Origin of the sequence: Streptomyces sp. NPDC050147 (assembly GCF_040660195.1) — a bacterium.
In the GTDB taxonomy this organism is placed as follows: domain Bacteria; phylum Actinomycetota; class Actinomycetes; order Streptomycetales; family Streptomycetaceae; genus Streptomyces.
On sequence record NZ_JBFALJ010000006.1, the window covers coordinates 288,122 to 310,159 of the forward strand.

At 69.7% G+C, this 22,038-nt stretch carries 19 protein-coding genes and 2 tRNA genes; 15 read left to right on the top strand and 6 right to left on the bottom strand.

Annotated features, from left to right (window positions below):
* Nucleotides 1-307 precede the first annotated feature (307 nt).
* Nucleotides 308-886: a biotin transporter BioY gene (locus AB0I94_RS13025; RefSeq protein WP_363309563.1), complete on the top strand. Its 579-nt coding sequence runs from the start codon at nt 308-310 to the stop codon at nt 884-886.
* A gap of 7 nt (nt 887-893) precedes the next feature.
* Here the strand turns inward: AB0I94_RS13025 and AB0I94_RS13030 are convergent, their stop codons facing one another.
* Complete coding sequence (locus tag AB0I94_RS13030; protein ID WP_363309564.1) at nt 894-2,231, bottom strand: FAD-binding oxidoreductase; 1,338 nt, start codon at nt 2,229-2,231, stop codon at nt 894-896.
* Between the two features lie 175 nt (nt 2,232-2,406).
* On the opposite strand from AB0I94_RS13030, the gene AB0I94_RS13035 reads away from it, so the two are divergent.
* On the top strand, nt 2,407-3,453 hold the full coding sequence (locus tag AB0I94_RS13035; protein WP_363309565.1) for a serine/threonine-protein kinase: 1,047 nt from the start codon (nt 2,407-2,409) through the stop codon (nt 3,451-3,453).
* Here the strand turns inward: AB0I94_RS13035 and AB0I94_RS13040 are convergent.
* Nucleotides 3,450-4,934 (bottom strand): amino acid permease, encoded by a 1,485-nt coding sequence (locus AB0I94_RS13040; RefSeq protein WP_363309566.1) that lies wholly within the window; start codon nt 4,932-4,934, stop codon nt 3,450-3,452. The two genes, AB0I94_RS13035 and AB0I94_RS13040, sit on opposite strands and share 4 nt — an antisense overlap.
* A 196-nt stretch (nt 4,935-5,130) precedes the next feature.
* Between AB0I94_RS13040 and AB0I94_RS13045 the strand changes: the two genes are divergently transcribed.
* The 3 genes from AB0I94_RS13045 (at nt 5,131) to AB0I94_RS13055 (ending at nt 6,836) form a co-directional block, all read left to right on the top strand.
* Nucleotides 5,131-5,616: a ribose-5-phosphate isomerase gene (locus AB0I94_RS13045; RefSeq protein ID WP_363309568.1), complete on the top strand. Its 486-nt coding sequence runs from the start codon at nt 5,131-5,133 to the stop codon at nt 5,614-5,616.
* 163 nt (nt 5,617-5,779) lie between these two features.
* Nucleotides 5,780-6,616 carry a DNA-formamidopyrimidine glycosylase family protein gene (locus AB0I94_RS13050; RefSeq protein WP_363309570.1) on the top strand — a complete coding sequence of 279 codons (837 nt, stop codon included), beginning with the start codon at nt 5,780-5,782 and terminating at the stop codon, nt 6,614-6,616.
* 1 nt (nt 6,617) lies between these two features.
* Entirely contained in the window at nt 6,618-6,836 is a 219-nt protein-coding gene (locus AB0I94_RS13055) for a superinfection immunity protein (protein ID WP_363309571.1), read from the top strand.
* A gap of 9 nt (nt 6,837-6,845) precedes the next feature.
* Here the strand turns inward: AB0I94_RS13055 and AB0I94_RS13060 are convergent, their stop codons facing one another.
* On the bottom strand, nt 6,846-8,075 hold the full coding sequence (locus AB0I94_RS13060; RefSeq protein ID WP_363309572.1) for a GNAT family N-acetyltransferase: 1,230 nt from the start codon (nt 8,073-8,075) through the stop codon (nt 6,846-6,848).
* Nucleotides 8,076-8,204: 129 nt separating this feature from the next.
* Here AB0I94_RS13060 and AB0I94_RS13065 point away from each other — a divergent pair, with 129 nt between their 5' ends.
* Nucleotides 8,205-9,365 carry a PP2C family protein-serine/threonine phosphatase gene (locus tag AB0I94_RS13065; RefSeq protein WP_363309574.1) on the top strand — a complete coding sequence of 387 codons (1,161 nt, stop codon included), beginning with the start codon at nt 8,205-8,207 and terminating at the stop codon, nt 9,363-9,365.
* Here AB0I94_RS13065 and AB0I94_RS13070 read toward each other — a convergent pair.
* Nucleotides 9,351-10,532, bottom strand: a complete 1,182-nt coding sequence (locus AB0I94_RS13070) for a cation:proton antiporter (protein ID WP_363309575.1) — start codon at nt 10,530-10,532, stop codon at nt 9,351-9,353. The two genes, AB0I94_RS13065 and AB0I94_RS13070, sit on opposite strands and share 15 nt — an antisense overlap.
* Nucleotides 10,533-10,834: 302 nt before the next feature.
* On the opposite strand from AB0I94_RS13070, the gene AB0I94_RS13075 reads away from it, so the two are divergent.
* From AB0I94_RS13075 to AB0I94_RS13085, 3 genes are all read left to right on the top strand, one after another.
* On the top strand, nt 10,835-11,632 hold the full coding sequence (locus tag AB0I94_RS13075; protein ID WP_363309576.1) for an ABC transporter ATP-binding protein: 798 nt from the start codon (nt 10,835-10,837) through the stop codon (nt 11,630-11,632).
* Between the two features lie 44 nt (nt 11,633-11,676).
* Complete coding sequence (locus tag AB0I94_RS13080; protein ID WP_363309577.1) at nt 11,677-14,142, top strand: FtsX-like permease family protein; 2,466 nt, start codon at nt 11,677-11,679, stop codon at nt 14,140-14,142.
* Between the two features lie 119 nt (nt 14,143-14,261).
* Nucleotides 14,262-14,723: an HD domain-containing protein gene (locus AB0I94_RS13085; protein WP_363309578.1), complete on the top strand. Its 462-nt coding sequence runs from the start codon at nt 14,262-14,264 to the stop codon at nt 14,721-14,723.
* On the opposite strand, the gene AB0I94_RS13090 is transcribed toward AB0I94_RS13085, so the two are convergent.
* Nucleotides 14,720-15,985, bottom strand: a complete 1,266-nt coding sequence (locus AB0I94_RS13090) for an acyltransferase family protein (protein ID WP_363309579.1) — start codon at nt 15,983-15,985, stop codon at nt 14,720-14,722. The two genes, AB0I94_RS13085 and AB0I94_RS13090, sit on opposite strands and share 4 nt — an antisense overlap.
* A gap of 631 nt (nt 15,986-16,616) precedes the next feature.
* Between AB0I94_RS13090 and AB0I94_RS13095 the strand changes: the two genes are divergently transcribed.
* Entirely contained in the window at nt 16,617-16,811 is a 195-nt protein-coding gene (locus AB0I94_RS13095) for a hypothetical protein (RefSeq protein ID WP_160505028.1), read from the top strand.
* Between the two features lie 108 nt (nt 16,812-16,919).
* On the opposite strand, the gene AB0I94_RS13100 is transcribed toward AB0I94_RS13095, so the two are convergent.
* Nucleotides 16,920-16,990 (bottom strand) — tRNA-Gly (locus AB0I94_RS13100).
* Nucleotides 16,991-17,149: 159 nt separating this feature from the next.
* On the opposite strand from AB0I94_RS13100, the gene AB0I94_RS13105 reads away from it, so the two are divergent.
* From AB0I94_RS13105 to clpX, 5 genes are all read left to right on the top strand, one after another.
* Nucleotides 17,150-17,226: transfer RNA gene (locus AB0I94_RS13105), tRNA-Pro, on the top strand.
* A gap of 126 nt (nt 17,227-17,352) precedes the next feature.
* Nucleotides 17,353-18,738, top strand: a complete 1,386-nt coding sequence (gene tig, locus AB0I94_RS13110; RefSeq protein WP_363309580.1) for a trigger factor — start codon at nt 17,353-17,355, stop codon at nt 18,736-18,738.
* 421 nt (nt 18,739-19,159) lie between these two features.
* On the top strand, nt 19,160-19,765 hold the full coding sequence (locus AB0I94_RS13115) for an ATP-dependent Clp protease proteolytic subunit (protein WP_363309603.1): 606 nt from the start codon (nt 19,160-19,162) through the stop codon (nt 19,763-19,765).
* Nucleotides 19,766-19,826: 61 nt separating this feature from the next.
* Nucleotides 19,827-20,507, top strand: coding sequence for an ATP-dependent Clp protease proteolytic subunit (locus tag AB0I94_RS13120; RefSeq protein WP_363309581.1), 681 nt, complete (start codon nt 19,827-19,829; stop codon nt 20,505-20,507).
* A gap of 156 nt (nt 20,508-20,663) precedes the next feature.
* A complete protein-coding gene (gene clpX, locus AB0I94_RS13125; protein ID WP_363309582.1) occupies nt 20,664-21,950 on the top strand; it encodes an ATP-dependent Clp protease ATP-binding subunit ClpX in 1,287 nt (428 codons plus the stop codon).
* The last annotated feature ends 88 nt before the right edge of the window (nt 21,951-22,038 follow it).

Consider the following 22,038-nt stretch of genomic DNA (forward strand, 5'->3'; position numbering starts at 1 on the left):
CACTGCTGGGTGCCGATTCATCGGGGGGTGCGTCGTGCATGGTGCTCAGCGCTGCTCTCGGGATCACAAAGGCTTGGCGGGAACCTACAGTGTCGCCGGGCTGTAGCCTCCCGCGCAAAGCGGGCTCAAATCGCCCCTCACCTCAGTGACGAGCATCACGCCCCCCGCAGGGATACCCCCCGCGCTTTGTGCGGAACCCACCACCGGGCCACCCGGCACCTTGTCGCCCACCGCCGGTGAAAGGCGCCCCCGCCTGAGATAGCGTCGCGGGGTCCCACCTGCCCGTCCCAGAACCCGCGGAGTCCCGATGAGCATCGCCGCCGTCTCTTCCCGTCCAGGCCAGGTCCTCGCCGACCTGCTGCCCGCGTCCCGCGCGAAGGACGCGGCGTTCGTCCTCGGCGGCGCCGCCCTCACCGGCATCGCGGCCCAGATCGCGGTGCCCGTCCCGGGCTCCCCCGTACCGGTGACGGGACAGACCTTCGCCGCCCTCCTCGTCGGCACCGCCCTCGGCGCCCGCCGCGGCTTCCTAGCCCTCGCCGTGTACGCCCTCGTGGGCATGGCGGGCATGCCGTGGTTCGCCGAGGCGGGCTCCGGCGTCGCCGCCCCGTCCCTGGGCTACGTCCTCGGTATGCTCCTCGCCGCCACCGTGGTCGGCGCCCTCGCCCGCCGCGGCGGCGACCGTTCCGTCCTGCGCACCGCGGGCACGATGGTGCTCGGCTCGGCGATCATCTACGCGGTCGGTGTCCCGTACCTCGCCGCCGCGACCGGCATGTCGCCGGCCCAGGCCGTCGCCGCCGGACTCACGCCCTTCCTGATCGGCGACGCCCTCAAGGCCGCGCTCGCGATGGGCGCGCTGCCGACGGCGTGGAAGCTCCTCGACCGCTAGCGGCCCCTCAACTACCGCCCCTCACGCCGTAGTTACGCCGGAAGAGGTTCGCCGGGTCATACGTGGCCTTCAGCTCGGCGAGCCTCTTTCGCGTCCCGGAGTCGTACAGACCCGCGGTCCGATCCCCGGCGGCGAAGGCGAAGTTGAGCAACCGCCCCTGGATTCCCGGAGCGAAGAGACCGAACGCCTGTGCCTGCACGGCCCGCACCGCGTCGAGGTCCGTGCCGTCCAGCGGCGAGAGCACCCGCACCAGCCACCCCGCGTCCCGGTGGGGCACCGCATTGCCCGCGGGCTTCGCCAGCGCCCCGCCGAGCTGGTTGATCTGGACGACGTGCATCGTCTCGGCGGCCGGACCGGTCAGCGCGAACAGCTCGCACGCCGCCGCGACGTCCAGCTCCCGCACGACCACGCTGTCCCCGTAGTAGGAGTGCGGGAAGTCCGGGTCGCTGTGGATCGTGTGGCTTTCGGTGTACGGCATCTCCCGCAGCGAGTCCGACACCGCGGGCCCGATCTCCCGCAACGGCGCCACAAGACGCTCGCCCGCGGCCTCGGAGCCCGTGTACGCGACCCGGACCGTGACGAGGTAGCGGCCCCGCAGATGGGGCGGCAGCTGCGGGATGTCCGGGTAGACCAGCGCCGCCACCGACGAGGTCAGCTCGTCCGGCACGGTCCGCGTCCACGCCTCGTAAGCCCGGAGCACGTCCCCCGGGTCCACCTCACGCCCGTCGAACTCGATCGCCCCGCCGTACAGCCGCGACACCGGCACGAGCCCGATCTCCAGGGCCGTCACCACCCCGAGGTTCGCGCCCCCACCGAGCAGCCCCCACCAGAGCTCGGGCTCGCTGTGAGCCGTGACGTGGCGCAGTGTGCCGTCAGCCGTGACGACGTCGAGCCACCGCACGTGGTCGGCGGCGTACCCGAACTCCCGGGCGAGAATGCCGAGTCCCCCGCCCAGCGTGTACGAGACGGCGCCCACGCCCGGCGCCGAACCGTTCAGCGGCGCGAGCCCGTGTGCCGCCGCGGCCTCGACGACCTGGCCCCAGCGGACGCCCGCGCCGACGGTTGCCGTGCGCGCGGCGGCATCGATCCGGACGGAGTCCATCCGCCGGGTGCTGATCAGTACGCCGCCCTCCGAGGCCCCCGGAAGCCCGTGCCCCGTGGCCTGGACCCCGATGGGCAGTCCCGCGTTCGCGGCGTAGGACACGGCGGCCACGACGTCATCGGCGCCGCCGGCCGCGAACACGATCGCGGGCCGTTGCGCGAAGCCGGTCTGGAACCCGGCGATCTCCTCGTCGTACCCGTCGTCGCCGGGCCGGAACACGAGTCGCTGATCGGTGAAGTCCACGGTGATCCTCCAAGAAGGGCTGCTGACCTGAGAGACCTTCCCCGGTAAACCTGACAACTGCCGTCAAGTTTTCCGGGACTTTCGTGGCCTGTCCCGCGCCTTCCGGGCCTGTCCCGACCTTCGGCAAACCGCGTCGACTGTGCTGTCATGAGAGGAGGGTTGGGGGTGGGCACCCATGCCGGAGCTTCGCGTGGTGGCGGGCCGGTACCGCTTGCTCGACGTCATCGGCCAGGGCGGCATGGGCCGCGTGTGGCGCGCGGCCGACGAGCTCCTCGACCGCCGGGTGGCGGTGAAGGAGATGCGGGTCGACGGGCCCTTCGAGGGTCCCGCGACCGAGGACGCACGGGTCCGCAGGGAACGCGCGCTGCGCGAGGCGCGGGCCATCGCGCGGATCGACCACCCCGGTGTCGTACGCGTCCATGACGTCGCGGAGGAGGACGGCCGCCTCTGGATCGTCATGGAGCTGGTCGACGCCCGCTCGCTCGCACGGTACGTCGACGAAGAGGGGCCCCTGGACGAGCGCGCGGCGACGCGCGTGGGGCTCGCCCTGGTGGCGGCGCTGCGCAATGTGCACGCGGCGGGCGTCGTGCACCGCGACATCAAGCCGGAGAACGTGCTGCTCGGCCCCGGGGGACCTGCCGACCGGGTCGTGCTCACCGATTTCGGCATCGCGGCACTCCAGGGCACCGGCCGCCTCACGCGGACGGGCCTGCTGGTGGGCTCGCCCGAGTACATGGCGCCCGAGCGGGTCTCCGGGGCCGAGCAGGGGCCGCCGTCGGACCTCTGGTCCCTGGGGGCGACACTCTGCACGGCGCTGCGCGGCAGCTCGCCGTTCGCCCGCGCGTCGGCCCTGAACACGCTGGTCGCCGTCCTGCACGAGGCCCCCGAACTGCCGTCGGAGGCGAGCGGGTTGCGGCCGCTGCTCGCCGCGCTCCTGGCCAAGGAGCCGGAGCGCAGGCCGGGCCTCGACGAGACGGAGGCGGCCCTGCGGGCGGTGCTCGCCGCGCCCACGCCGTCACCGCGTCAGCCCGGCGCCCGCTCTGCGGCCGATTGGCGCTCGCACGTGCTGACCGCCGTGGTGCTGCTGGTCGCGGCCGCCGTGGCGGCCGTCATGTACGTCACCGCGCGTGATCCGGGCGGCGGCGGGACGCCGGGACCGCGCACGCCCGTGCCGACGGTGGCGGGTACGTCGACCGCGCCACCGTCGGACGGCACCGGCTAGGCGTCGACGCTGGTGTCGGCGGTGCGGCTGTCGGCGGCATCGGCGGCGTCGGCCCGGGGGCGCACCTTCTCCCGGATGAGGGAGAACGCCACCACGAACGCCGCTGCGAGCAGCGAGAGCAGCACCTGCTTGCGTCCGGTCTCGTCGGTCAGCATGTAGACGAGCACGAACGAGATCATCGCGATCGTGACCCAGGTCAGGTACGGGAAGAGCCACATCTTCACGACGAGCTTCTCCGGCTGCTCCCGCAGGATGATCCCGCGCATCCGCAGCTGGGTGAACGCGATCATCAGCCAGACGAACAGGGCCACCGCGCCCGAGGAGTTCAGCAGGAAGTCGAAGACGGTGTCCTTCCACTGGTAGTTGAACCAGACGGCGACGAAGCCGAACACGACGGACCCGAGGATCGCGGCCATCGGCACACCGCGCGCGTTGGTGCGCGCGAAGGCCTTGGGCGCGTCACCGCGCTGACCGAGCGAGAAGGCCATGCGGGAGGCGGTGTAGAGCCCGGAGTTGAGGCAGGAGAGGACGGCCGTCAGGACGATGACGTTCATGACCTGGCCGGCGTGCGGAATGCCGATCGAGTTCAGCGCGGCGACGTACGAACCGTCCTTGACGATCGACTTGTCGTTCCAGGGAAGCAGCGTGATGACGACGAAGATCGAGCCCAGGTAGAAGACACCGATACGCCAGATGACGCTGTTGGTGGCCTTGGTGACGGCGCGCTGCGGGTCCTCGGACTCACCGGCGGCCAGCGTGACGATCTCGGAGCCCATGAACGAGAAGACGACCATGAGCACGCCCGTGAGGATGGCGCCCGCGCCCTTGGGCATGAAGCCGCCCGCGTCGGTGAGGTGCGCGAATCCTGCGCCGGGGTTGTCGGAGCCGGGCAGCACGCCGAAGACGGCGAGCAGGCCGATGATCACGAACCCGCCGATGGCGACGACCTTGATCCCGGCGAACCAGAACTCGAACTCACCGTAGGAGCCGACCGAGACGAGGTTCGTGGCGGTGAGCACCACCATCACGATGAGCGCCCAGCCCCACTGCGGGACGGACGGTATCCACCCGTTGAGGATGACGGCACCGGCGGTGGCCTCCACCGCGAGCACCACGACCCAGAAGAACCAGTAGAGCCAGCCGATGGAGAAACCGGCCCAACGGCCGAGCGCCTGGTCCGCGTAAGTGGAGAAGGAGCCGGAGGTCGGCCGTGCGGCGGCCATCTCGCCCAGCATCCGCATCACCAGGACCACCATCGTGCCGACGAGGGCGTACGACACGAGGATGGCGGGCCCTGCGGCGGCGATGCCGGAGCTGGAGCCGACGAAGAGCCCCGCTCCGATGACGCCACCGATGGCGATCATGGAGAGGTGGCGGTTCTTCAGCCCGGCCTTCAGGCCGTCGCCGGTGTCTCCAGACTGCGAATTCCCAGGATCGATGGGGTTGCGGTCTGCCTTCGCAAGGGAGGGTTGCGAGGTCATGGACGAATCCTTAAGTTCTCGGGTCACGAGCCCCCGCATTCAAACTCAGGGGTGAACGTGACGGAAGTCCCGACTCCGGATCGTTGTATTCCGGCCCGATGGCCCAGACCTTGGTGGCCAGAGGCCCGGACCGGAGTGACCAAGGTCCGGCCCCCGGACGCCGCTACCCGCCTCGCGACGTGCCACACTCAGACGCATGCGCGTGTACCTCGGCTCGGATCATGCCGGCTACGAACTGAAGAACCACCTGGTCGAGTGGCTCAAGAGCCACGGCCACGAGCCCGTCGACTGCGGGCCCCACATCTATGACGCCCAGGACGACTACCCCCCCTTCTGCCTCCGCGCCGCGGAGAAGACGGCGGCGGACCCCCAGTCGCTCGGCATCGTGATCGGGGGCTCCGGCAACGGGGAGCAGATCGCCGCGAACAAGGTGAAGGGGGTCAGGGCCGCCCTCGCCTGGAGCGAGCAGACGGCCGCGCTCGGGCGTGAGCACAACGACGCGAACGTGGTGTCGATCGGCGGCCGGATGCACACGCAGGAAGAAGCGACGAAGTTCGTCGAGATCTTCCTGTCGACGCCGTACTCGGGTGAGGCCCGACACACCCGCCGGATCGACATGCTCTCCGCCTACGAGACGACGGGCGAGCTGCCCCCGATCCCGGCGCACCACCCGCAGGGCTGAGCCCCGCAGCCCCACCGCACCACCGTTCGCCGGCCGGACTGATCTCTCAGCCCGGCCGGCGATTGAGGCCATCTTGTACGGGGCCTGGGGCGGAGCCCCAGTTTCGGGAAGGGGCGGGATCGGGGAAAGAAGCCCCGTTCTGACCTGAACCCAGGAGGACCCCGTGCCGGAAGGGCACACCATCCACCGCCTCGCGGAGGACCACCGCGCCCGCTTCGAAGGCCGCGGCCCCGTGAGGGTCACCAGCCCCCAGGGCAAGTTCTCCGACAGCGCGGCCCTCCTGAACGGTCAGGAGATGGACACCGCCGAGGCCCACGGCAAGCACCTCTTCCTCGGCTTCGCGGACACCGGCTGGGTCCACGTCCACCTCGGCCTCTTCGGCAAGTACACCCTCGGCGATTCGCCCGCCCCGCCCCCCACGGAAACCGTCCGGCTGCGCCTGCTGAACGACACGTACTACGCCGACCTCCGTGGCCCCACCACTTGCGGCCTCATCACCGACGAGGAGAAGCAGGCGATACACGCCCGCCTGGGCCCGGACCCGCTCAGGGAGGCGGACGACCCGGACAAGGCCTACGCCCGCATCTCGCGCAGCCGCACGACCATCGCCGCCCTGCTCATGGACCAGAAGGTCATCGCGGGCGTCGGCAACGTCTACCGCGCCGAGGTCCTCTTCCGGCACGGCGTCGACCCGTACACGCCGGGCAAGGACATCAGGCCCGCCCTGTGGACCGCGATGTGGGAGGACCTGGTGGCCCTGATGCGCGAGGGCGTACGCCTCAACCGCATCGACACCGTCAGGCCCGAGCACACGCCGGAGGCGATGGGCCGCCCGCCGCGCGTGGACGACCACGGCGGCGAGGTGTACGTGTACCGCAGGGCCACCATGCCCTGCCACATCTGTGGCGGCGAGATCCGCACCGCCGATCTCGCCGCCCGCAATCTGTTCTGGTGCCCGAAGTGCCAGCGGCCCCGCCGCTCCCGCCGAAAGGACAGCTGAGATGTTCGGCAGCCTGGGCCCGCTGATCGCCACCGTGCTCGGGCTGCTGAGCCTGATCTTCTATCTCCTGCCGTCCCTCATCGCCTTCAACCGGGGCATCGAGAACCGCTACCTGGTGCTGGTCGTCAACATCGTCTTCGGCGCCTCGGTCATCGGCTGGCTGATCGCCCTGTATCTCGCCGCCCGCAAGGTCAAGTCCCCGCTCCCCGGCACCGCCTGAAGCCCCCGGCTAGAACCCGTGCGGCAGCCACGGTGCGACGTCCGAGCCGAAGGCCGTCGTCGCCTCGGCCAGTGCGCCCGGCCGCAGTTCCCGTACCCGGCCCGCCGCCGCGAGTGACGCCAGGGACACACCGCCGAGATAGGCGGCGCCCAAGTCCCGTACGGACAGGGCGAGATCGGCGTCGTCGTCCGTACGCTCGCAGGTCGCGCCCTTCAGGTCGCCCGTGAGCCGCCAACGGCCCGCGTTCCAGGGGCAGAAGGCGTCCTCGACCTCCAGCGCGAGGTTCACCGGCGTCCGGTAGGTGCGTGCCTCAAGGGCGGCTCCCACCTCCACCAGGCGTACGTGCAGGATGTCCCGCACCTGCATCCGGCAGCGCCGCATGTCCGAGACGAGGTGGAACACCGCGTCGTCCACCGGGCGGTAGTGCGTGTCGATCGTCGACGTCAGATCGATGCCGAAGAGGAACCGCCACAGCGCCGCGGACGCCGCCGGGTCGTCGGCCTCCAGGTCGCGCAGCCGGACCGTGCCCTTGGGACCGGCCCCGTCCCAGTCGGGCTTCACCTGGAAGCGCGCGTACCCGACGAGCTCCCCGTCGCGTTCGGCGACCACGCACTGCAGAGGCGACGAGCCGTGCCGCTCGCTCTCCGGGTCGAGCAGGCCGAGCCGCTCCCAGCCGGGCTGCCTGGCCAGCATTCCCGGCCGCTCGCTCACCCGTCGCGCGTACAGCGCCTCACACTCCGCGTGGACGTCGGCGGGCTTGGCGTACCGAAGGCGTACGTCGTCGGTACCGGTCGGCACCGACAGGCGTACGCGTGAGGTGTCGATCTCGGCCTTCGTCGCGAACGTCGCCGCGCCGTACCCGAACCGTCCGTAGATGGCGGGCTCGGAGGCCGTGAGCACGGCCAGACACTCGCCCTTCGCGCGTACGTCGTCGAGCTGGCGCCGCATCATCGACGTCAGGATGCCCCGCCGCCGGTGCGTCGCCGCGACGCTGACCATCGTCACCCCGGCCGCGTCCACCAGGGAACCGCCCGGCACGGAGAGGCGGAAGCTGAACGCTCCCGTCGTGCCGACGCAGGTCTCGCCCTCCCAGGTGCCGAAGAAGCGGTCGAACTCGGTCAGCGCGTTCCAGAGCTCATGTTCCTCCTTCGCCTCGGCGACGCCACCGAAGGCGAGCTCCAACGTGCCGTAGTACTCGTCCCAGTCTTCCTGGCGCAACTGCCGCAGTTCCGTCGTCATATGCCATGCCTACCAGGGTGGAGCGGGCGGAGCGACAGGATTTACGCGGGCTGACAGCGTGCCTCTGACGGGGGACAACCGGCACCTCCCGTGCGAAGTGCCTGGCCCGGTGGATAGGGTCCGGGAGCAATGGCAGGCAGGCGAGCGGAAGCCGAGACGTTTACAGCCCGGATGAAGAAGCGGATCCACCGGGTGCGCATAGGGCTGCGCAAATCCGGGGTCGACTACTTCAGAGGCGACGGCTCGGACTGGATCGCGCTCGCGGGCCTGCTCGTCACCATCCCGGTGATCGCCTTCTGCACCATCGTCAACCCGGTCTGGTGCTCGCCCTCCGCGCTCGTCCTGCCCATCGTCGCCGGCGGCCTGCTCCTTCGGCCCTCCAGTCTGCTCGGCCTGTACGCGACGGCCGCCGCCGCGCTCATCGTGGAGTCCGTCCAGCTCGGCCCGTACACGGAAGGCGGCGCGCGGGTCACCCCCGGAGTGGTCCTGACCGTCGCGGCCTGCGGCTTCTTCGGACTGATCATCGCGCAGTTCCGCAGCCGGGTCGGCGTGCCGTGGCGCGGCGGCGGAACGATGCTGTTCGACCTGCGGGAACGCATCCGCGTACAGAGCAAGTTGCCGAAGCTGCCCCGCGGCTGGCACCGCGAGATGGCCCTGCGGCCCGCGGGCGGCCAGTCCTTCTCCGGGGACTTCGTGGTCGCGGCCCGCACGAACGGCGGCCGCACCCTGGAGGTCGTTCTCACGGACGTCTCCGGCAAGGGCATGGACGCGGGCTCCCGCGCCCTGCTCCTGTCGGGGGCCTTCGGCGGCCTGCTCGGCTCGCTGCCCCCGCACGCCTTCCTGACCGCGGCCAACGGCTACCTCCTGCGCCAGGACTGGGACGAGGGCTTCGCGACCTCCATCCATCTGGTCCTCGACCTGGAGAGCGGCGACTACGAACTCTTCACGGCGGGGCACCCGCCGGGCCTCCAGCTCAGCGCGGGCAGCGGCCGGTGGGAGGAGAAGGCAGCCGAGGGGCCGCTCCTGGGGGTGTACGACGGGGCGCAGTTCGACCCGGTGAAGGGCTCCCTGCGCCCGGGCGACGTCCTGATGCTGTTCACGGACGGACTCGTCGAGACCTCCGACCGGGACATCAGCGAAGGCATCGACCGCCTCACCGGGGAAGCCGACCGCTATGTGGCGGGCGGCTTCCACGGCGCCGCGTGGCATCTGATCGAGGCGGTCGCCAAGGACGTCAACGATGACCGGGCGCTGCTGCTGATCTGCCGGGAGGCGTCAGCGAGCGCCTGACAGCTCGGGCTCCGGCTCGGGTACGGCGTCGCGACCGCCCGGCAGAATCCGGGCCAGCCACTTCGAGCGTCCCGCCGCCAGCGGTCCAAGCACCGCGAGCAGCAGCACGTACCCCGCGATGAACGGGGAGAGCCGCTCGTCGAGGCCCGCGGTGGCCGCCATGGTCGCCAGGATCAGGGCGAACTCGCCGCGCGCGAGCAGGGTGGTGGAGATGTTCGCCGCGGGGCCCGCCCCGAAGCCGTAGATCCGCGCCGCGCCGAGTCCGGCGAGAACGTTCATGAGCAACGTCACGGCCACGGCGGCGAGCACCGGCCAGAGCACCGTGGGCAGGTCGCCCGGGTCGATGGAGAGGCCGAAGCCGAAGAAGAAGATCGCCCCGAACGCGTCGCGCAGCGGGTGCACGAGCTTGCGGACGCGCTCGCCCGACGCCGTACTGCCCACCATCAGACCGACCATGAACGCGCCGATCGCGTCCGCGACCCCGAACCACTCCGAGACTCCGGCGACGAAGACCGCGGCCCCGAGGAAGGAGATGACGAGCAGCTCGTCGTCACGGGTGTCCATGAGCCGCCCGACGACCTTGGTGCCGAAGCGCGCCACCAGGGCGAGCAGCAGCAGGAAGCCGAACGCCTTGCCACCGTCCATGACGGCCGCCGCGAGACTGTCGGCGCCGGACAGGACCGGCTGCAGCGCGGCCAGATAGAGCGCGAGGAAGATGTCCTCGACGACGATGATGCCGAGGATCGGCTTCGTCTCGGGATTGCCGAGCCGGCCGGTGTCGACGAGCACCTTGGTGACGATCGCCGACGACGAGATGCCGAGCACCCCGGCGAGGACCAGAGCCTCGGAGGTGCCCCAGCCGAGGGCGAATCCGAAGCCGAGGCCCGCGCCGACGTTCAGCGCGAGATACGTCCCTCCGGCGAGGGCCATCTTGCGGCCGCCCGACTTGAGGTCGTCCATGTGGAACTCGAGGCCCAGGTAGAAGAGCAGGAGCACCAGGCCGAGCGCCGAGAGCATCTCCAGGTCGTGCGGGTCGGAGAGCAGGACCACGCCGGGAGTGTGCGGGCCGAGAAGGATCCCGGCCAGGATGAAGAGCGGAATGGTGGGGAGTCCGATACGGCCGCCCACGCGGGCGAGCACGGCGGCGGCGAGAAAGGCACCGCCCATGGCTATCAGGGTGTCTGCGTGTCCGATGGGCCCGTTCCTCCTGGTAGTCGGTGACGCCCCCACCGCACACAAATGGCAAAGGGAGCGTCAAGGAAGCGTCAATAGTTAGATTACCAAACGACCCTGCGGAGCCCGGAAAGGGCAAACGTCCGCTCCCTGCGGGGGATACCCCCACCCCCGATTCGCCGGAGGCCCTCATGGTCCGCCAGGCCCCCGAATCCGTACGTTCGATCCATCACCTACGGAAGGCGGAGAGGGCCATGGGGCTGCGGCGCAAGAAGCGATCCGAAGGGTCTGGGGGAATGGCCCGGCAAGCGGTACCCCCGATGCCGGGCGGTGCGCCCCGCGGCGACTGGGCCGTGGAACTGCACGGTGTGCGCCGCAAATACGGCAGGGGAGCGGGCGCCGTACACGCCCTGAGCGGCATCGACCTCGCCCTGGAACGCGGCAGCTTCACCGCCGTCATGGGCCCGTCGGGCTCCGGCAAGTCCACCTTCCTGCAGTGCGCGGCCGGCCTCGACCGGCCCACTGAGGGCACGGTGCGCCTGGGCGGCACGGAGATCACGTCCATGAGCGAGAACAAGCTGACCGCGCTGCGCCGCACCCGCCTCGGCTTCGTCTTCCAGGCCTTCAACCTGCTGCCCTCGCTGACCGTCGAACAGAACGTCGTCCTGCCGATGCGCCTCGCGGGCCACCGCCCCGACCGCCGCAGGGCCGCCGACCTGCTCCACCGCGTCGGCCTCGGCGCCGACAAGCACAAGCGCCGCCCCGGCGAGCTCTCCGGCGGCCAGCAGCAGCGTGTCGCCATCGCCCGCGCCCTGGTCACGAACCCGGACGTGATCTTCGCGGACGAGCCGACCGGCGCCCTGGACACCACCACCGCCGCCGAGATCCTCGCCCTGCTGCGCTCGGCCGTGAACGGCATGGGAGCCACGGTCGTCATGGTCACCCACGACCCGGCCGCCGCGGCCTACGCCGACCGCGTGCTCTTCCTCGCCGACGGAGCGATCGTGGACCGCCTCGAGCGGGGCTCGGCGGCACAGATCGCGGCCCGCATGACGGCGCTCACGGCCCCGGCGCACGCGACAGCGGCGGCCTAGGACACGGCCCGGCCCCGCCCCTTTTCAGACTCCGGAGAACCCTCATGCCCAACGGTCTGGCCCGCGCCGCCGTCCGCTTCAAACCCGCCGCCTTCGTGGGCACGTTCGTCGCGCTGATGATGGCCGCGCTGATCGTGTCCGCCTGCGGCATCCTCCTGGAGACCGGCGCGCGCGCCGCGGTGCCGCCCACCCGGTACGCGGGCGCCCCCGTGGTGGTGGCCGCCGACCAGCGGGCCCACTTCGTCACGGGCAGCGGCGACAGCCGCTCCGAGACGGCCACACCGCTGCCCGACCGGGCCAGGATCGACAACTCCCTGGTGGCGAAGGCGGGTTCGGTGCCCGGCGCGCGCGCCGCCGTCCCGGACATCACCTTCCCCGTGCAGTCCGGCGGCAAGGGCGTCACCGCGCACGGCTGGGGCTCCACGGCCTTCACCGGCGAGAAGCTGACCGCGGGCCGCGCCCCGCACTCCGGCGAGGTGGTACTCGCCGCGCCCGGCGCGTCCGTGGGCGAGCACACCACGCTCACCACGGCGGACGGGCCGCGCGACTTCCGGATCTCGGGCACCGTAAGGGCCGGCCATGCCGGACCCACCGCCTGGTTCGCCGACTCCGACGCCCTACGCCTCTCCGGCCACACCGGCCGTGTCGACGCCATTGCCGTCCTGCCCAAGGACGGCGTCACGGATGAGGCCCTCAAGACCCAGGTGGCGCACGCCATCGGCAAGAAGGCCGACGTCCACACCGGCGACGACCGCAGTGAGGCCGAGGGTTCCGAACTCGCCTACGCGCAGGAGATGCTCACCGGAATCGGCGGCTCCTTCGGCGGCGTCGCAGCCATGGTCGCCATGTTCACCGCGGCAGGCACCGTGGCGCTCTCCGTCGGCCAGCGGTCCCGCGAGTACGCCCTGCTGCGGGCCATCGGCACGACGCCCCGCCAGGTCCGCCGCACCATCGCCACGGAGGCCCTGCTCGTCGCCCCCCTCGCGGGAGCCGTGGGCGTGCTGCCCGGCATCGCGCTGGCGAGCTGGTGGTTCGGCCAGCTCAAGGACAAGGGGGCGATCCCCGAGGCCCTTGATCTCTCGGTCTCGTTCATCCCGCTCGTCTCGGCCGTCGGCGTCGCCGTGATCACCGCGCTGGTCTCCGGTTACCTGGCGGCCCGCCGCCCCTCCCGCATCAGGCCGGGCCAGGCGCTGAGCGAGTCGTCCGTGGAACGCCTGCGCTTCGGCTGGATACGTACGCCCCTGGGGATCGCGGCGGCCGTCGGCGGCTGCGTCCTCGCCGGGATCGCCTCCTCCATGACGGGGGACGACGCGGCCAACGTGGCGCTCGGCATCGTCATGCTGTTCATGCTCGCCGTGGCCCTGCTCGGCCCGCTGATCGCCCGCGGCTGCGCGGCCCTGTTCGGGCTTCCGCTGCGCGGCGCGGGCGCGTCCGCCTCGCTCGCGGCGGCCAACTCCCGTACGAACGCACGCCGTCTGGCCTCCGCGATCACGCCGATCGTGCTCGCGATGGCGTTCTCCTCGACCCTCGTCTTCATGCACACCAGCGAGGACCGGGTCGCCGCCGACCAGCAGCGCGAGGGCATCACGGCGGACCACATCGTCTCCGCGACGGGAGCGGGAGCGACCCCCGACGCGGTGACGAAGGCCCGGCAGGCCCCGGGAGTGACCTCGGCCGTGGGCCTCCTCAAGACCTCCGTCCTGGTACCGGTGGGCTCGGGCGGCGACCGCTGGTTGGAGTCGGCGTCGACGCAGGGCGTCACGGGCGCCTCCCGTGACCTGGCCAAGGTCCAGGACCTCGGTGTCAGGACGGGCACGATGGCCTCGCTCGGCAAGGGTGAGATCGCCGTCGACGCGAAGCTGGCGGACTCCGCGAACGTGCGGACGGGCGAACGCCTCGCCCTGCGCATGCCCGACGGCACGAAGGCGACACCGAAGGTGGTCGCCACGTACGACCGGGGCCTGGGCCTGTCCCAAGTCACCCTTCCCGCAGCGGATTTGAAACAGCATGTGACGTCGTCCTTCTCCTCGGAGATCTGGACGAAGGGCAAGGCGCCGCAGGCCCTCACCGCCCTCGGCACACTCCAGGACCGCGACGGCTACGCCACCGCGCAGTCCACCGACCGCGCGGTCAACGCCTGGGCGAACACGGTGATGGCCGCCGTACTCGGTGGGTTCGCGGCGATCGCCGCGGTCAACACCCTGGTGATGACGGTTCTCGACCGCCGCCGTGAACTCGGCACACTGCGCCTGATCGGCTCCACCCGGCGCCAGGTGATGGTGATGGTGCGGTGGGAGGCGCTCCTGGTCGCCGGCGCGGGCATCGTGATCGGCTCGGCCATCGCGATGGCGACACTGGTCCCCATGATGAACGGCCTGACGGGCGAGTCCCCGTACATCCCGCCGTTCTTGTACGGGTCCTTCGTGGCGGCGACACTGGCGCTCGGCCTGGCGGCTACCGCGCTACCGGCGAGGGCGGCGCTGAGAAATTCCAGCCCGTCCGGCGTTTGAGAAGTCCAGCCCGTCCGGCGTTTGAGGACGAACTCGGCGAAGCCGGTGATGACGGCGCCCAAGGCCCCCGCGCCCAGCGGGTTTTCGGGAAGGGGCGGGGTTGGGGAAAAATCCCCTGCATGAAACCCGCCCCCGTCCTCACCCTCGCCGAGGTGGAAGCAGTGGCCCGCGAGGCCCACGCCACCCAGAAGGACAAGGCGGGCCGCCCCTACACGGAGCACCTGCGAGCCGTGGCGGAGGGAGTCGAGGCCCGAGGCGGCTCGCCGGAACAGATCGCCGCGGCCTGGCTCCACGACGCCATCGAGGACAACGCCCTCACCGAGCAGTGGTTGCGGGAGGCGCCGCTGACCCCTCGTACGAAGGACATCGTCCTGGCCCTCACGAAACGCGAGGGCGAGACCCCCGAGGCCTACGCCACCCGCATCCTCGACACCCCCGGCGCCACCCTGGTCAAGGAGGCGGACCTGGCCCACAACGCGCATCCGGCCCGCCTAGCAGAGCTGGACGGGCCGACCCGCACTCGCCTCACGGCCAAGTACGCCCACATGCGCGCCCTGTTGGGCATCGAGTCACAGGGCTAGGAAGAGGACTTGGCCCGCTCCCGGGCCAGCGCCGCGGCATCCCGCTTGAACGCCCACTCCATCTTCGGCTCCATGGCGAAGCGGAACATCCGCTGCACCGGAGGCGTACAGAGAAGCGTCACCACCGCCGCGGCCACCACCGACACGACCACTTCGCCGGCAGGCGTGTGCATCCACTCGTAGTTCTCGAACCAGCCCCAGAACCGCGAGCCCTTGGCGAGGAAGCCGTGCAGCAGGTAGCCGTACAGCGTGCCCGCGCCGAGCACCGTGAACCACATCTTCCGGCGCGGAACCCACGCGAAGAAGCACGCGGTCAGGATGGCGGAGCAGCCGAAGAGTGCCAGCGTCATGACGACACCGGCCCACCACGGCGCACCCAACTCCTGCGCGCTGTCCCTGCGGTAGAACCAGGCCGACGTCATCCGAGGACCGGCCCAGTACGCGAGGAGCAGCGCGCTCGCGAAGATCGGCACGGAGAGCAGCCGCACCTCGCGGCGCCGCACCAGCTGGAAGTACTCGGGCTTCATGAACAGGCCGAGCACGAAGAAGGGCAGGAACTGCAGCACGCGCTGCAGGTCCAGGTCGTCGCCGATGTCCGGCGAGATCGTGGCGAGCACCGCGATGGCGAGCGCGAGCGGCAGCGGCCAGCGGACCAGCTTCCACAGCGGGGTGGTCAGGCGCCAGACGAAGAGCGCGACCAGGAACCAGGTGAGGTACCAGGGGTCGAGCAGACTGATCGGCTGCGTCGGGTCGTCGTCCGCGTAGCGCTTGAAGACGGTGTACGCGACTTCGAAGATGACGTACGGCACGGCGACGCCGGTCACCAGGCGCTTGAGCCGGTCGGGCCGCATGTCGAAGCTGCGTGAGAAGTAGCCGGAGATGAGGATGAACGCCGGCATGTGGAACGTGTAGACGGTCATGTACAGCGCCTCTGCGGCGCGGCTGCCGTCGGTCAGCGGCTCCCAGGCGTGGGCCATGGCGACCAGGACGATCGCCAGGTACTTGGCGTTGTCGAAGAACGAGTCGCGCTGCTTGGCGGGTTGACCCGTGGACGCGGGTCTGCCCGTGGAACCGGGGTGGTGGCCCGTGGAGCCGGAACGGTCCGTCGAGCTGGGTCGAGCGGTGGTGCCGGCCGGGGCGTGGGGGACGGTCGCGGCCATGGTGGACTGGGGGGCGCGGGGGCCTGGTACTCCGTCCGCGGGCACATGTGCCGGGGGGAGCGGCGCCCGGTGGCGGCCGTGCGGCTGAACCGAGTTCGTCACAGGCCCTCCCACCAAGAACTCGGTGAGACGATCCTGGACCGCACTGCGCCTGCGGGGATGGTGGCAGCGTGGAACATCTGAGGCACCCTAGCGTCGCTTGCGGCTATTCGTAAAACCCCCAACTCGGCTGTCATCTCAATCACGGACGGATCAGGGGTAATGCCGTCCGGGTACCCCGAAAATCATCGGAGTCGACAGGGAGATCCACCTCCTGTCACCCCTAGTTACATCGGGTCGTATGCCCAGTACGTCACCATTCATCCCCCTTAAACGCCGCATAACGCCTGCGGGCGACTCTGGTGAAATTTCCGGTTGATTGGGTCTTTGTGAAGCCGGTGATGTGGGTCCGGCGACAATTCGAATTTCTGGCGAACGAGTTGTGTGGCAATGGAAACGATCAAGCCGAATTAGTGGCCGCGCGCGGCTCTCGAATTGCCGTGCGGGGGTGCGGTGTTCATGTGCCGCAAGGGTGCCCCCGTGTGCCGGTCCCGCGACGGGTGTGTGTGGCCCTGGCCGACGATGTGTCACCGGCCGCATACGGGTGGCGTGTTGGTGGCACGATGGTCCTGGCGGGGGTGTGCGGGGTCGTACCCCCCGGGCCGGGGAGAGACCGACCTAGGGTGTGATCAGTGTGGCCATTTCGCTGTCAGTGGTGTTGCTGTTGGCGATCATCCTCATCGTGCTGATCCGCGGAGGATCGATCAAAGCGGGGCCCGCGATCGTCGCGGTGCTCTTCGGGTTCTTCCTCGCCTCAACCGGAATGGCCCCCTCCATAAACCGCTTCCTCAACGAGGTGGCCGAGACCATCAACTCGATCAGCTTCTGAGGGGCCACTCGGGTCGGGCGGTGCTTCGCGCCGCCCGTGAGCACGAACCCGCGAGCACGCGAAAAAGCCTCCGGCCCGGTTCCGAGGAACCGGGCCGGAGGCCGACAGAGCGGGTGACGGGAATCGAACCCGCGTAGCTAGTTTGGAAGACTAGGGCTCTACCATTGAGCTACACCCGCATGGCTCGCGCCGCAGTATATCGAGGACACTGCTGGTCAGCGACCGCGGCACGGCAAGCATCGTAGCGGGTCGGACGCCTTCCTCGCACACCCCGTACACGCTCGCGATTAAGCGGGCGCCGCACCGGCTGGGGGCATGTACCCTACGTGTCGCACCGACGGGGTGTGGCGCAGCTTGGTAGCGCGTCCGCTTTGGGAGCGGAAGGCCGTGGGTTCAAATCCCGCCACCCCGACCAGCAGAACCTCCCTCACAAGATCGCATTGTGGCTCGGCTCCCGCTTGCCGTTACTATGCAGGCTGTGTGCCCGTGTGTCTCTGAGCCGGGCTCAATCCAAAGAAGTCAGCCCCAAGGAGACCGAACCGTGAAGAGCGCCGTGGAGACCCTGAACCCGACTCGGGTTCGGCTCACTGTTGAGGTGCCCTTCGAGGAGCTCAAGGACAGCCTCGACGCGGCCTACAAGAAGATCAACCAGCAGGTCACGGTGAAGGGCTTCCGCAAGGGCAAGATCCCGGCCCGGATCATCGACCAGCGGTTCGGCCGCGGCGCCGTCCTCGAAGAGGCCGTCAACGACGCGCTCCCGAAGTTCTACACCGAGGCCGTGAACGAGGCCGAGCTCAACGTCCTGGGCCAGCCCGAGGTGGACATCACCGAGCTGAAGGACAACGAGACCCTCAACTTCACCGCTGAGGTCGACATCCGTCCCGCGATCGAGATTCCGGACTACTCCGGCATCGAGGTTGAGGTCGACGCGGTCGAGGTCAGCGACGAGGACGTCGAGAAGGCCGTGGAGGAGCTCCGTGAGCGCTTCGCGTCCACCTCGCCGGTCGAGCGTGCCGCCGAGGACGGCGACGTCGTGACGATCGACCTGGAGGCCAAGGTCGAGGGAGAGGTCCTGGAGGACGGCGTCGCGTCCGGCGTCTCCTACACGATCGGCTCCGGCGAGCTCCTCGAGGGCATCGACGAGGCCGTGAAGGGCCTGGAGGCCGGTGGCGAGGCCACCTTCACCTCCGAGCTCAAGGGCGGATCCGCCGCGGGCAAGGAGTCCGAGGTGACCGTCAAGGTCACCCAGGTCGCCGCCCGTGAGCTGCCGGAGCTCGACGACGACTTCGCGCAGCTCGCGTCGGAGTTCGACACCCTCGACGAGGTCAAGGCCGACAGCCGCAAGCGCCTCGAGAACATGAAGCAGTACGACCAGGCGACCCAGGCCCAGGAGCGCGTCCTGGAGAAGCTGCTCGAGCTGGTCGAGGTCCCCGTCCCCGAGAAGCTTCTCGCGGACGAGATCGAGACCCGCAAGCACAACCTGGTGAACCACCAGCTCGGCCAGATGGGCCTCGACCTCGCGAAGTACCTGGAGATCCAGGGCAAGACCGAGGAAGAGTTCGACGCCGAGACCAAGGAGCAGGCCGAGAAGGGCATCAAGACGCAGTTCGTCCTCGACGAGCTCGTCAACAAGGAGAAGCTGAACGTGAACCAGGAGGAGCTCACCGAGCACCTCATGCGTCGCGCGCAGTCCTCCGGCATGTCCCCCGACCAGTTCGCCCAGGCCGTCGTAGAGGGCGGCCAGGTCCCGATGCTGGTCGGCGAGGTCGCCCGCGGCAAGGCCCTCGCGGTCGTCGTGGAGGCCGCGACGGTCAAGGACACGAACGGCGAGGTCGTGGACCTCGACGACGAGGACGAGACCGCCGAGACGGTCGAAGCCACGGAGTCGGCCGACGACGCCGCCGCCGAGGAGAAGACCGAGGCCTGAGCCTCGCTCTGACGCTCTACGACGAGGCCCCCGGGAGGTCAATCCCGGGGGCCTCGTCGTGCCCCGTCAGGGGCGCGGGGAACTGCGTGCTCAGCCCCCGCAGGGCCGCAGTCGCGTCTGCCGCGCCAGGTCCCACGGCGAGTGCGGCTCGTACGGGGTTGCTCGCGCAGTCCCCGCGCCCCTTCGGGGCGCACCCCGGCGGCTGCTGAGGCGCCCCCGCCAGAACCTGCGCTCACAGCGAACAGTCACCTTTGCGGGATTCTCCGGACGGGGCTGAGCGTTAGGGTCCATGAATACGAGGGCAGGGGAGTCCCCGAAGCCGTCCCGGAGCGGCGAGCACGCGGGGTCCCAAGCCTCAGAAGAAGACGTGAGACGGCCCGGCGCCGTCGTAAGACGAGCAGGTGGATACGTGACGAATCTGATGCCCTCCGCCGCCGGCGACCCCTCCATCGGTGGTGGCCTCGGCGACCAGGTCTACAACCGGCTGCTCGGCGAGCGGATCATCTTCCTCGGCCAGGCCGTGGACGACGACATCGCCAACAAGATCACGGCGCAGCTGCTGCTCCTTGCCGCCGAGCCGGACAAGGACATTTTCCTTTACATCAACAGCCCTGGTGGATCCATCACGGCCGGCATGGCGATCTACGACACCATGCAGTACATCCAGAACGACGTGGTGACGATCGCGATGGGCATGGCGGCCTCGATGGGCCAGTTCCTGCTCAGCGCCGGCACCCCCGGCAAGCGCTTCGCGCTGCCGAACGCCGAGATCCTGATCCACCAGCCCTCCGCCGGACTCGCGGGCTCCGCGTCGGACATCAAGATCCACGCCGAGCGGCTGCTTCTCACCAAGAAGAAGATGGCGAACCTCACCGCGTTCCACACGGGCCAGACCGTCGAGCAGGTCACCCGCGACTCGGACCGCGACCGCTGGTTCGACCCGCTGGAGGCCAAGGAGTACGGCCTCATCGACGACATCATGCCCAACGCGGCCAGCATGCCGGGCGGCGGCGGCACCGGAGCCTGAGCCTCACCGCTCAGCCCTTCCGAAGCCGGCCAAGACCACGCTCCTCAGGAGACCTACAGAGATGAAGAACTTCCCCGGCAGCGGCCTTTATGAGGGCGCCCAGGCCGAGTACACCGGCCCGAGCGCCGAATCCCGCTACGTCATCCCGCGCTTCGTCGAGCGCACCTCGCAGGGCGTGCGCGAGTACGACCCGTACGCGAAGCTCTTCGAGGAGCGCGTGATCTTCCTCGGCGTGCAGATCGACGACGCGTCCGCCAACGACGTCATGGCGCAGCTCCTGTGCCTGGAGTCGATGGACCCGGACCGCGACATCTCCATCTACATCAACAGCCCCGGCGGCTCGTTCACGGCCCTCACGGCCATCTACGACACGATCCAGTTCGTGAAGCCGGACGTTTCGACGGTCTGCATGGGCCAGGCGGCCTCGGCCGCCGCCGTGCTCCTCGCGTCGGGTACGCCGGGCAAGCGCATGGCGCTCCCGAACGCGCGTGTCCTGATCCACCAGCCCTACAGCGAGACGGGCCGCGGTCAGGTCTCCGACCTGGAGATCGCCGCGAACGAGATCCTCCGGATGCGCGCGCAGCTGGAGGAGATGCTGGCCAAGCACTCCACGACGCCGATCGAGAAGATCCGCGACGACATCGAGCGCGACAAGATCCTCACGGCCGAGGACGCACTGTCGTACGGCCTGATCGACCAAATCATCTCCACCCGGAAGATGAACAACGCCTCGGTCGTCTGACGGAGCCCTGTAGCATCTGCCGCTCCTTGGCACGGTTCACGTCAAAGCGAACCGTGCCAAGGGGGGCCCGAACGGGGGGCTCGGCAAGGTACCGTCGGATATGAGGCACCAGGAGTCGCTGAACGTGGCGTCTCCCAGGCGAAGGGGAAGCACCTCGTGGCACGCATCGGTGACGGCGGCGATCTGCTCAAGTGCTCGTTCTGCGGGAAGAGTCAGAAGCAGGTCAAGAAGCTCATCGCAGGTCCCGGTGTGTACATCTGCGATGAGTGCATCGACCTCTGTAACGAGATCATCGAGGAAGAGCTCGCGGAGACGAGCGAGGTGCGGTGGGAGGAACTCCCCAAGCCTCGCGAGATCTACGAATTCCTCGAGGGGTATGTCGTGGGCCAGGAGCCCGCGAAGAAGGCCCTCTCGGTGGCGGTCTACAACCACTACAAGCGGGTCCAGGCCGGCGAGACCGGCGGCGCGCAGGGCCGTGACGACGCGATCGAACTCGCCAAGTCCAACATCCTGCTGCTCGGCCCGACCGGCTCCGGCAAGACGCTGCTCGCGCAGACGCTCGCGCGCATGCTGAACGTCCCGTTCGCCATCGCTGACGCGACGGCGCTCACGGAGGCGGGCTATGTCGGCGAGGACGTCGAGAACATCCTCCTGAAGCTCATCCAGGCCGCTGACTACGACGTCAAGAAGGCCGAGACGGGCATCATCTACATCGACGAGATCGACAAGGTCGCCCGCAAGAGCGAGAACCCTTCGATCACGCGCGACGTGTCGGGAGAAGGCGTCCAGCAGGCCCTGCTGAAGATCCTGGAAGGCACCACGGCTTCCGTCCCGCCGCAGGGCGGCCGCAAGCACCCGCACCAGGAGTTCATCCAGATCGACACGACGAACGTGCTCTTCATCGTGGGCGGCGCCTTCGCCGGCCTCGAGAAGATCATCGAGTCGCGGGCGGGCGCGAAGGGCATCGGCTTCGGCGCCACGATCCACTCCAAGCGCGAGCTGCAGGAGAAGGACCGGTTCGAGGACATCATGCCGGAGGACCTGGTGAAGTTCGGGATGATCCCGGAGTTCATCGGCCGCCTCCCCGTGATCACCTCGGTCCACAACCTGGACCGCGAGGCCCTGCTCCAGATCCTGGTGGAGCCGCGCAACGCACTGGTCAAGCAGTACCAGCGCCTCTTCGAACTCGACGGCGTGGAGCTGGACTTCGAGCGTGAGGCGCTCGAGGCCATCGCCGACCAGGCGATCCTGCGCCAGACCGGCGCGCGTGGTCTGCGCGCCATCATGGAGGAGGTCCTCCAGTCGGTGATGTACGACGTCCCGTCCCGCAAGGACGTGGCCCGTGTCGTCATCACGGCGGACGTCGTCCACTCGAACGTGAACCCGACGCTGATTCCGCGCGACGCGCGGGGTCCGGGCACGGGCGAGCAGAAGTCCGCGTAGTTCTTCCGTAGTTCTTCCGTACGTGAGAGGGGCGCCCGGCCTTCAACTGGATCGGCACCATGTGGACGGGGTCCCTGTCGTTCGAACC

Excerpts from the sequence above, each read along its gene's own strand:
- AB0I94_RS13080 (WP_363309577.1), top strand. The coding sequence starts at position 11,677 with ATGCCCAACGGTCTGGCCCGCGCCGCCGTCCGCTTCAAACCCGCCGCC.
- AB0I94_RS13065 (WP_363309574.1), top strand. The coding sequence starts at position 8,205 with ATGGCAGGCAGGCGAGCGGAAGCCGAGACGTTTACAGCCCGGATGAAG.
- AB0I94_RS13025 (WP_363309563.1), top strand. The coding sequence starts at position 308 with ATGAGCATCGCCGCCGTCTCTTCCCGTCCAGGCCAGGTCCTCGCCGAC.
- AB0I94_RS13040 (WP_363309566.1), bottom strand. The coding sequence starts at position 4,934 with ATGACCTCGCAACCCTCCCTTGCGAAGGCAGACCGCAACCCCATCGAT.
- AB0I94_RS13055 (WP_363309571.1), top strand. The coding sequence starts at position 6,618 with ATGTTCGGCAGCCTGGGCCCGCTGATCGCCACCGTGCTCGGGCTGCTG.
- AB0I94_RS13075 (WP_363309576.1), top strand. The coding sequence starts at position 10,835 with ATGGCCCGGCAAGCGGTACCCCCGATGCCGGGCGGTGCGCCCCGCGGC.
- AB0I94_RS13045 (WP_363309568.1), top strand. The coding sequence starts at position 5,131 with ATGCGCGTGTACCTCGGCTCGGATCATGCCGGCTACGAACTGAAGAAC.
- AB0I94_RS13085 (WP_363309578.1), top strand. The coding sequence starts at position 14,262 with ATGAAACCCGCCCCCGTCCTCACCCTCGCCGAGGTGGAAGCAGTGGCC.
- AB0I94_RS13120 (WP_363309581.1), top strand. The coding sequence starts at position 19,827 with ATGAAGAACTTCCCCGGCAGCGGCCTTTATGAGGGCGCCCAGGCCGAG.
- AB0I94_RS13035 (WP_363309565.1), top strand. The coding sequence starts at position 2,407 with ATGCCGGAGCTTCGCGTGGTGGCGGGCCGGTACCGCTTGCTCGACGTC.
- AB0I94_RS13070 (WP_363309575.1), bottom strand. The coding sequence starts at position 10,532 with ATGGGCGGTGCCTTTCTCGCCGCCGCCGTGCTCGCCCGCGTGGGCGGC.
- AB0I94_RS13115 (WP_363309603.1), top strand. The coding sequence starts at position 19,160 with ATGCCCTCCGCCGCCGGCGACCCCTCCATCGGTGGTGGCCTCGGCGAC.
- AB0I94_RS13060 (WP_363309572.1), bottom strand. The coding sequence starts at position 8,075 with ATGACGACGGAACTGCGGCAGTTGCGCCAGGAAGACTGGGACGAGTAC.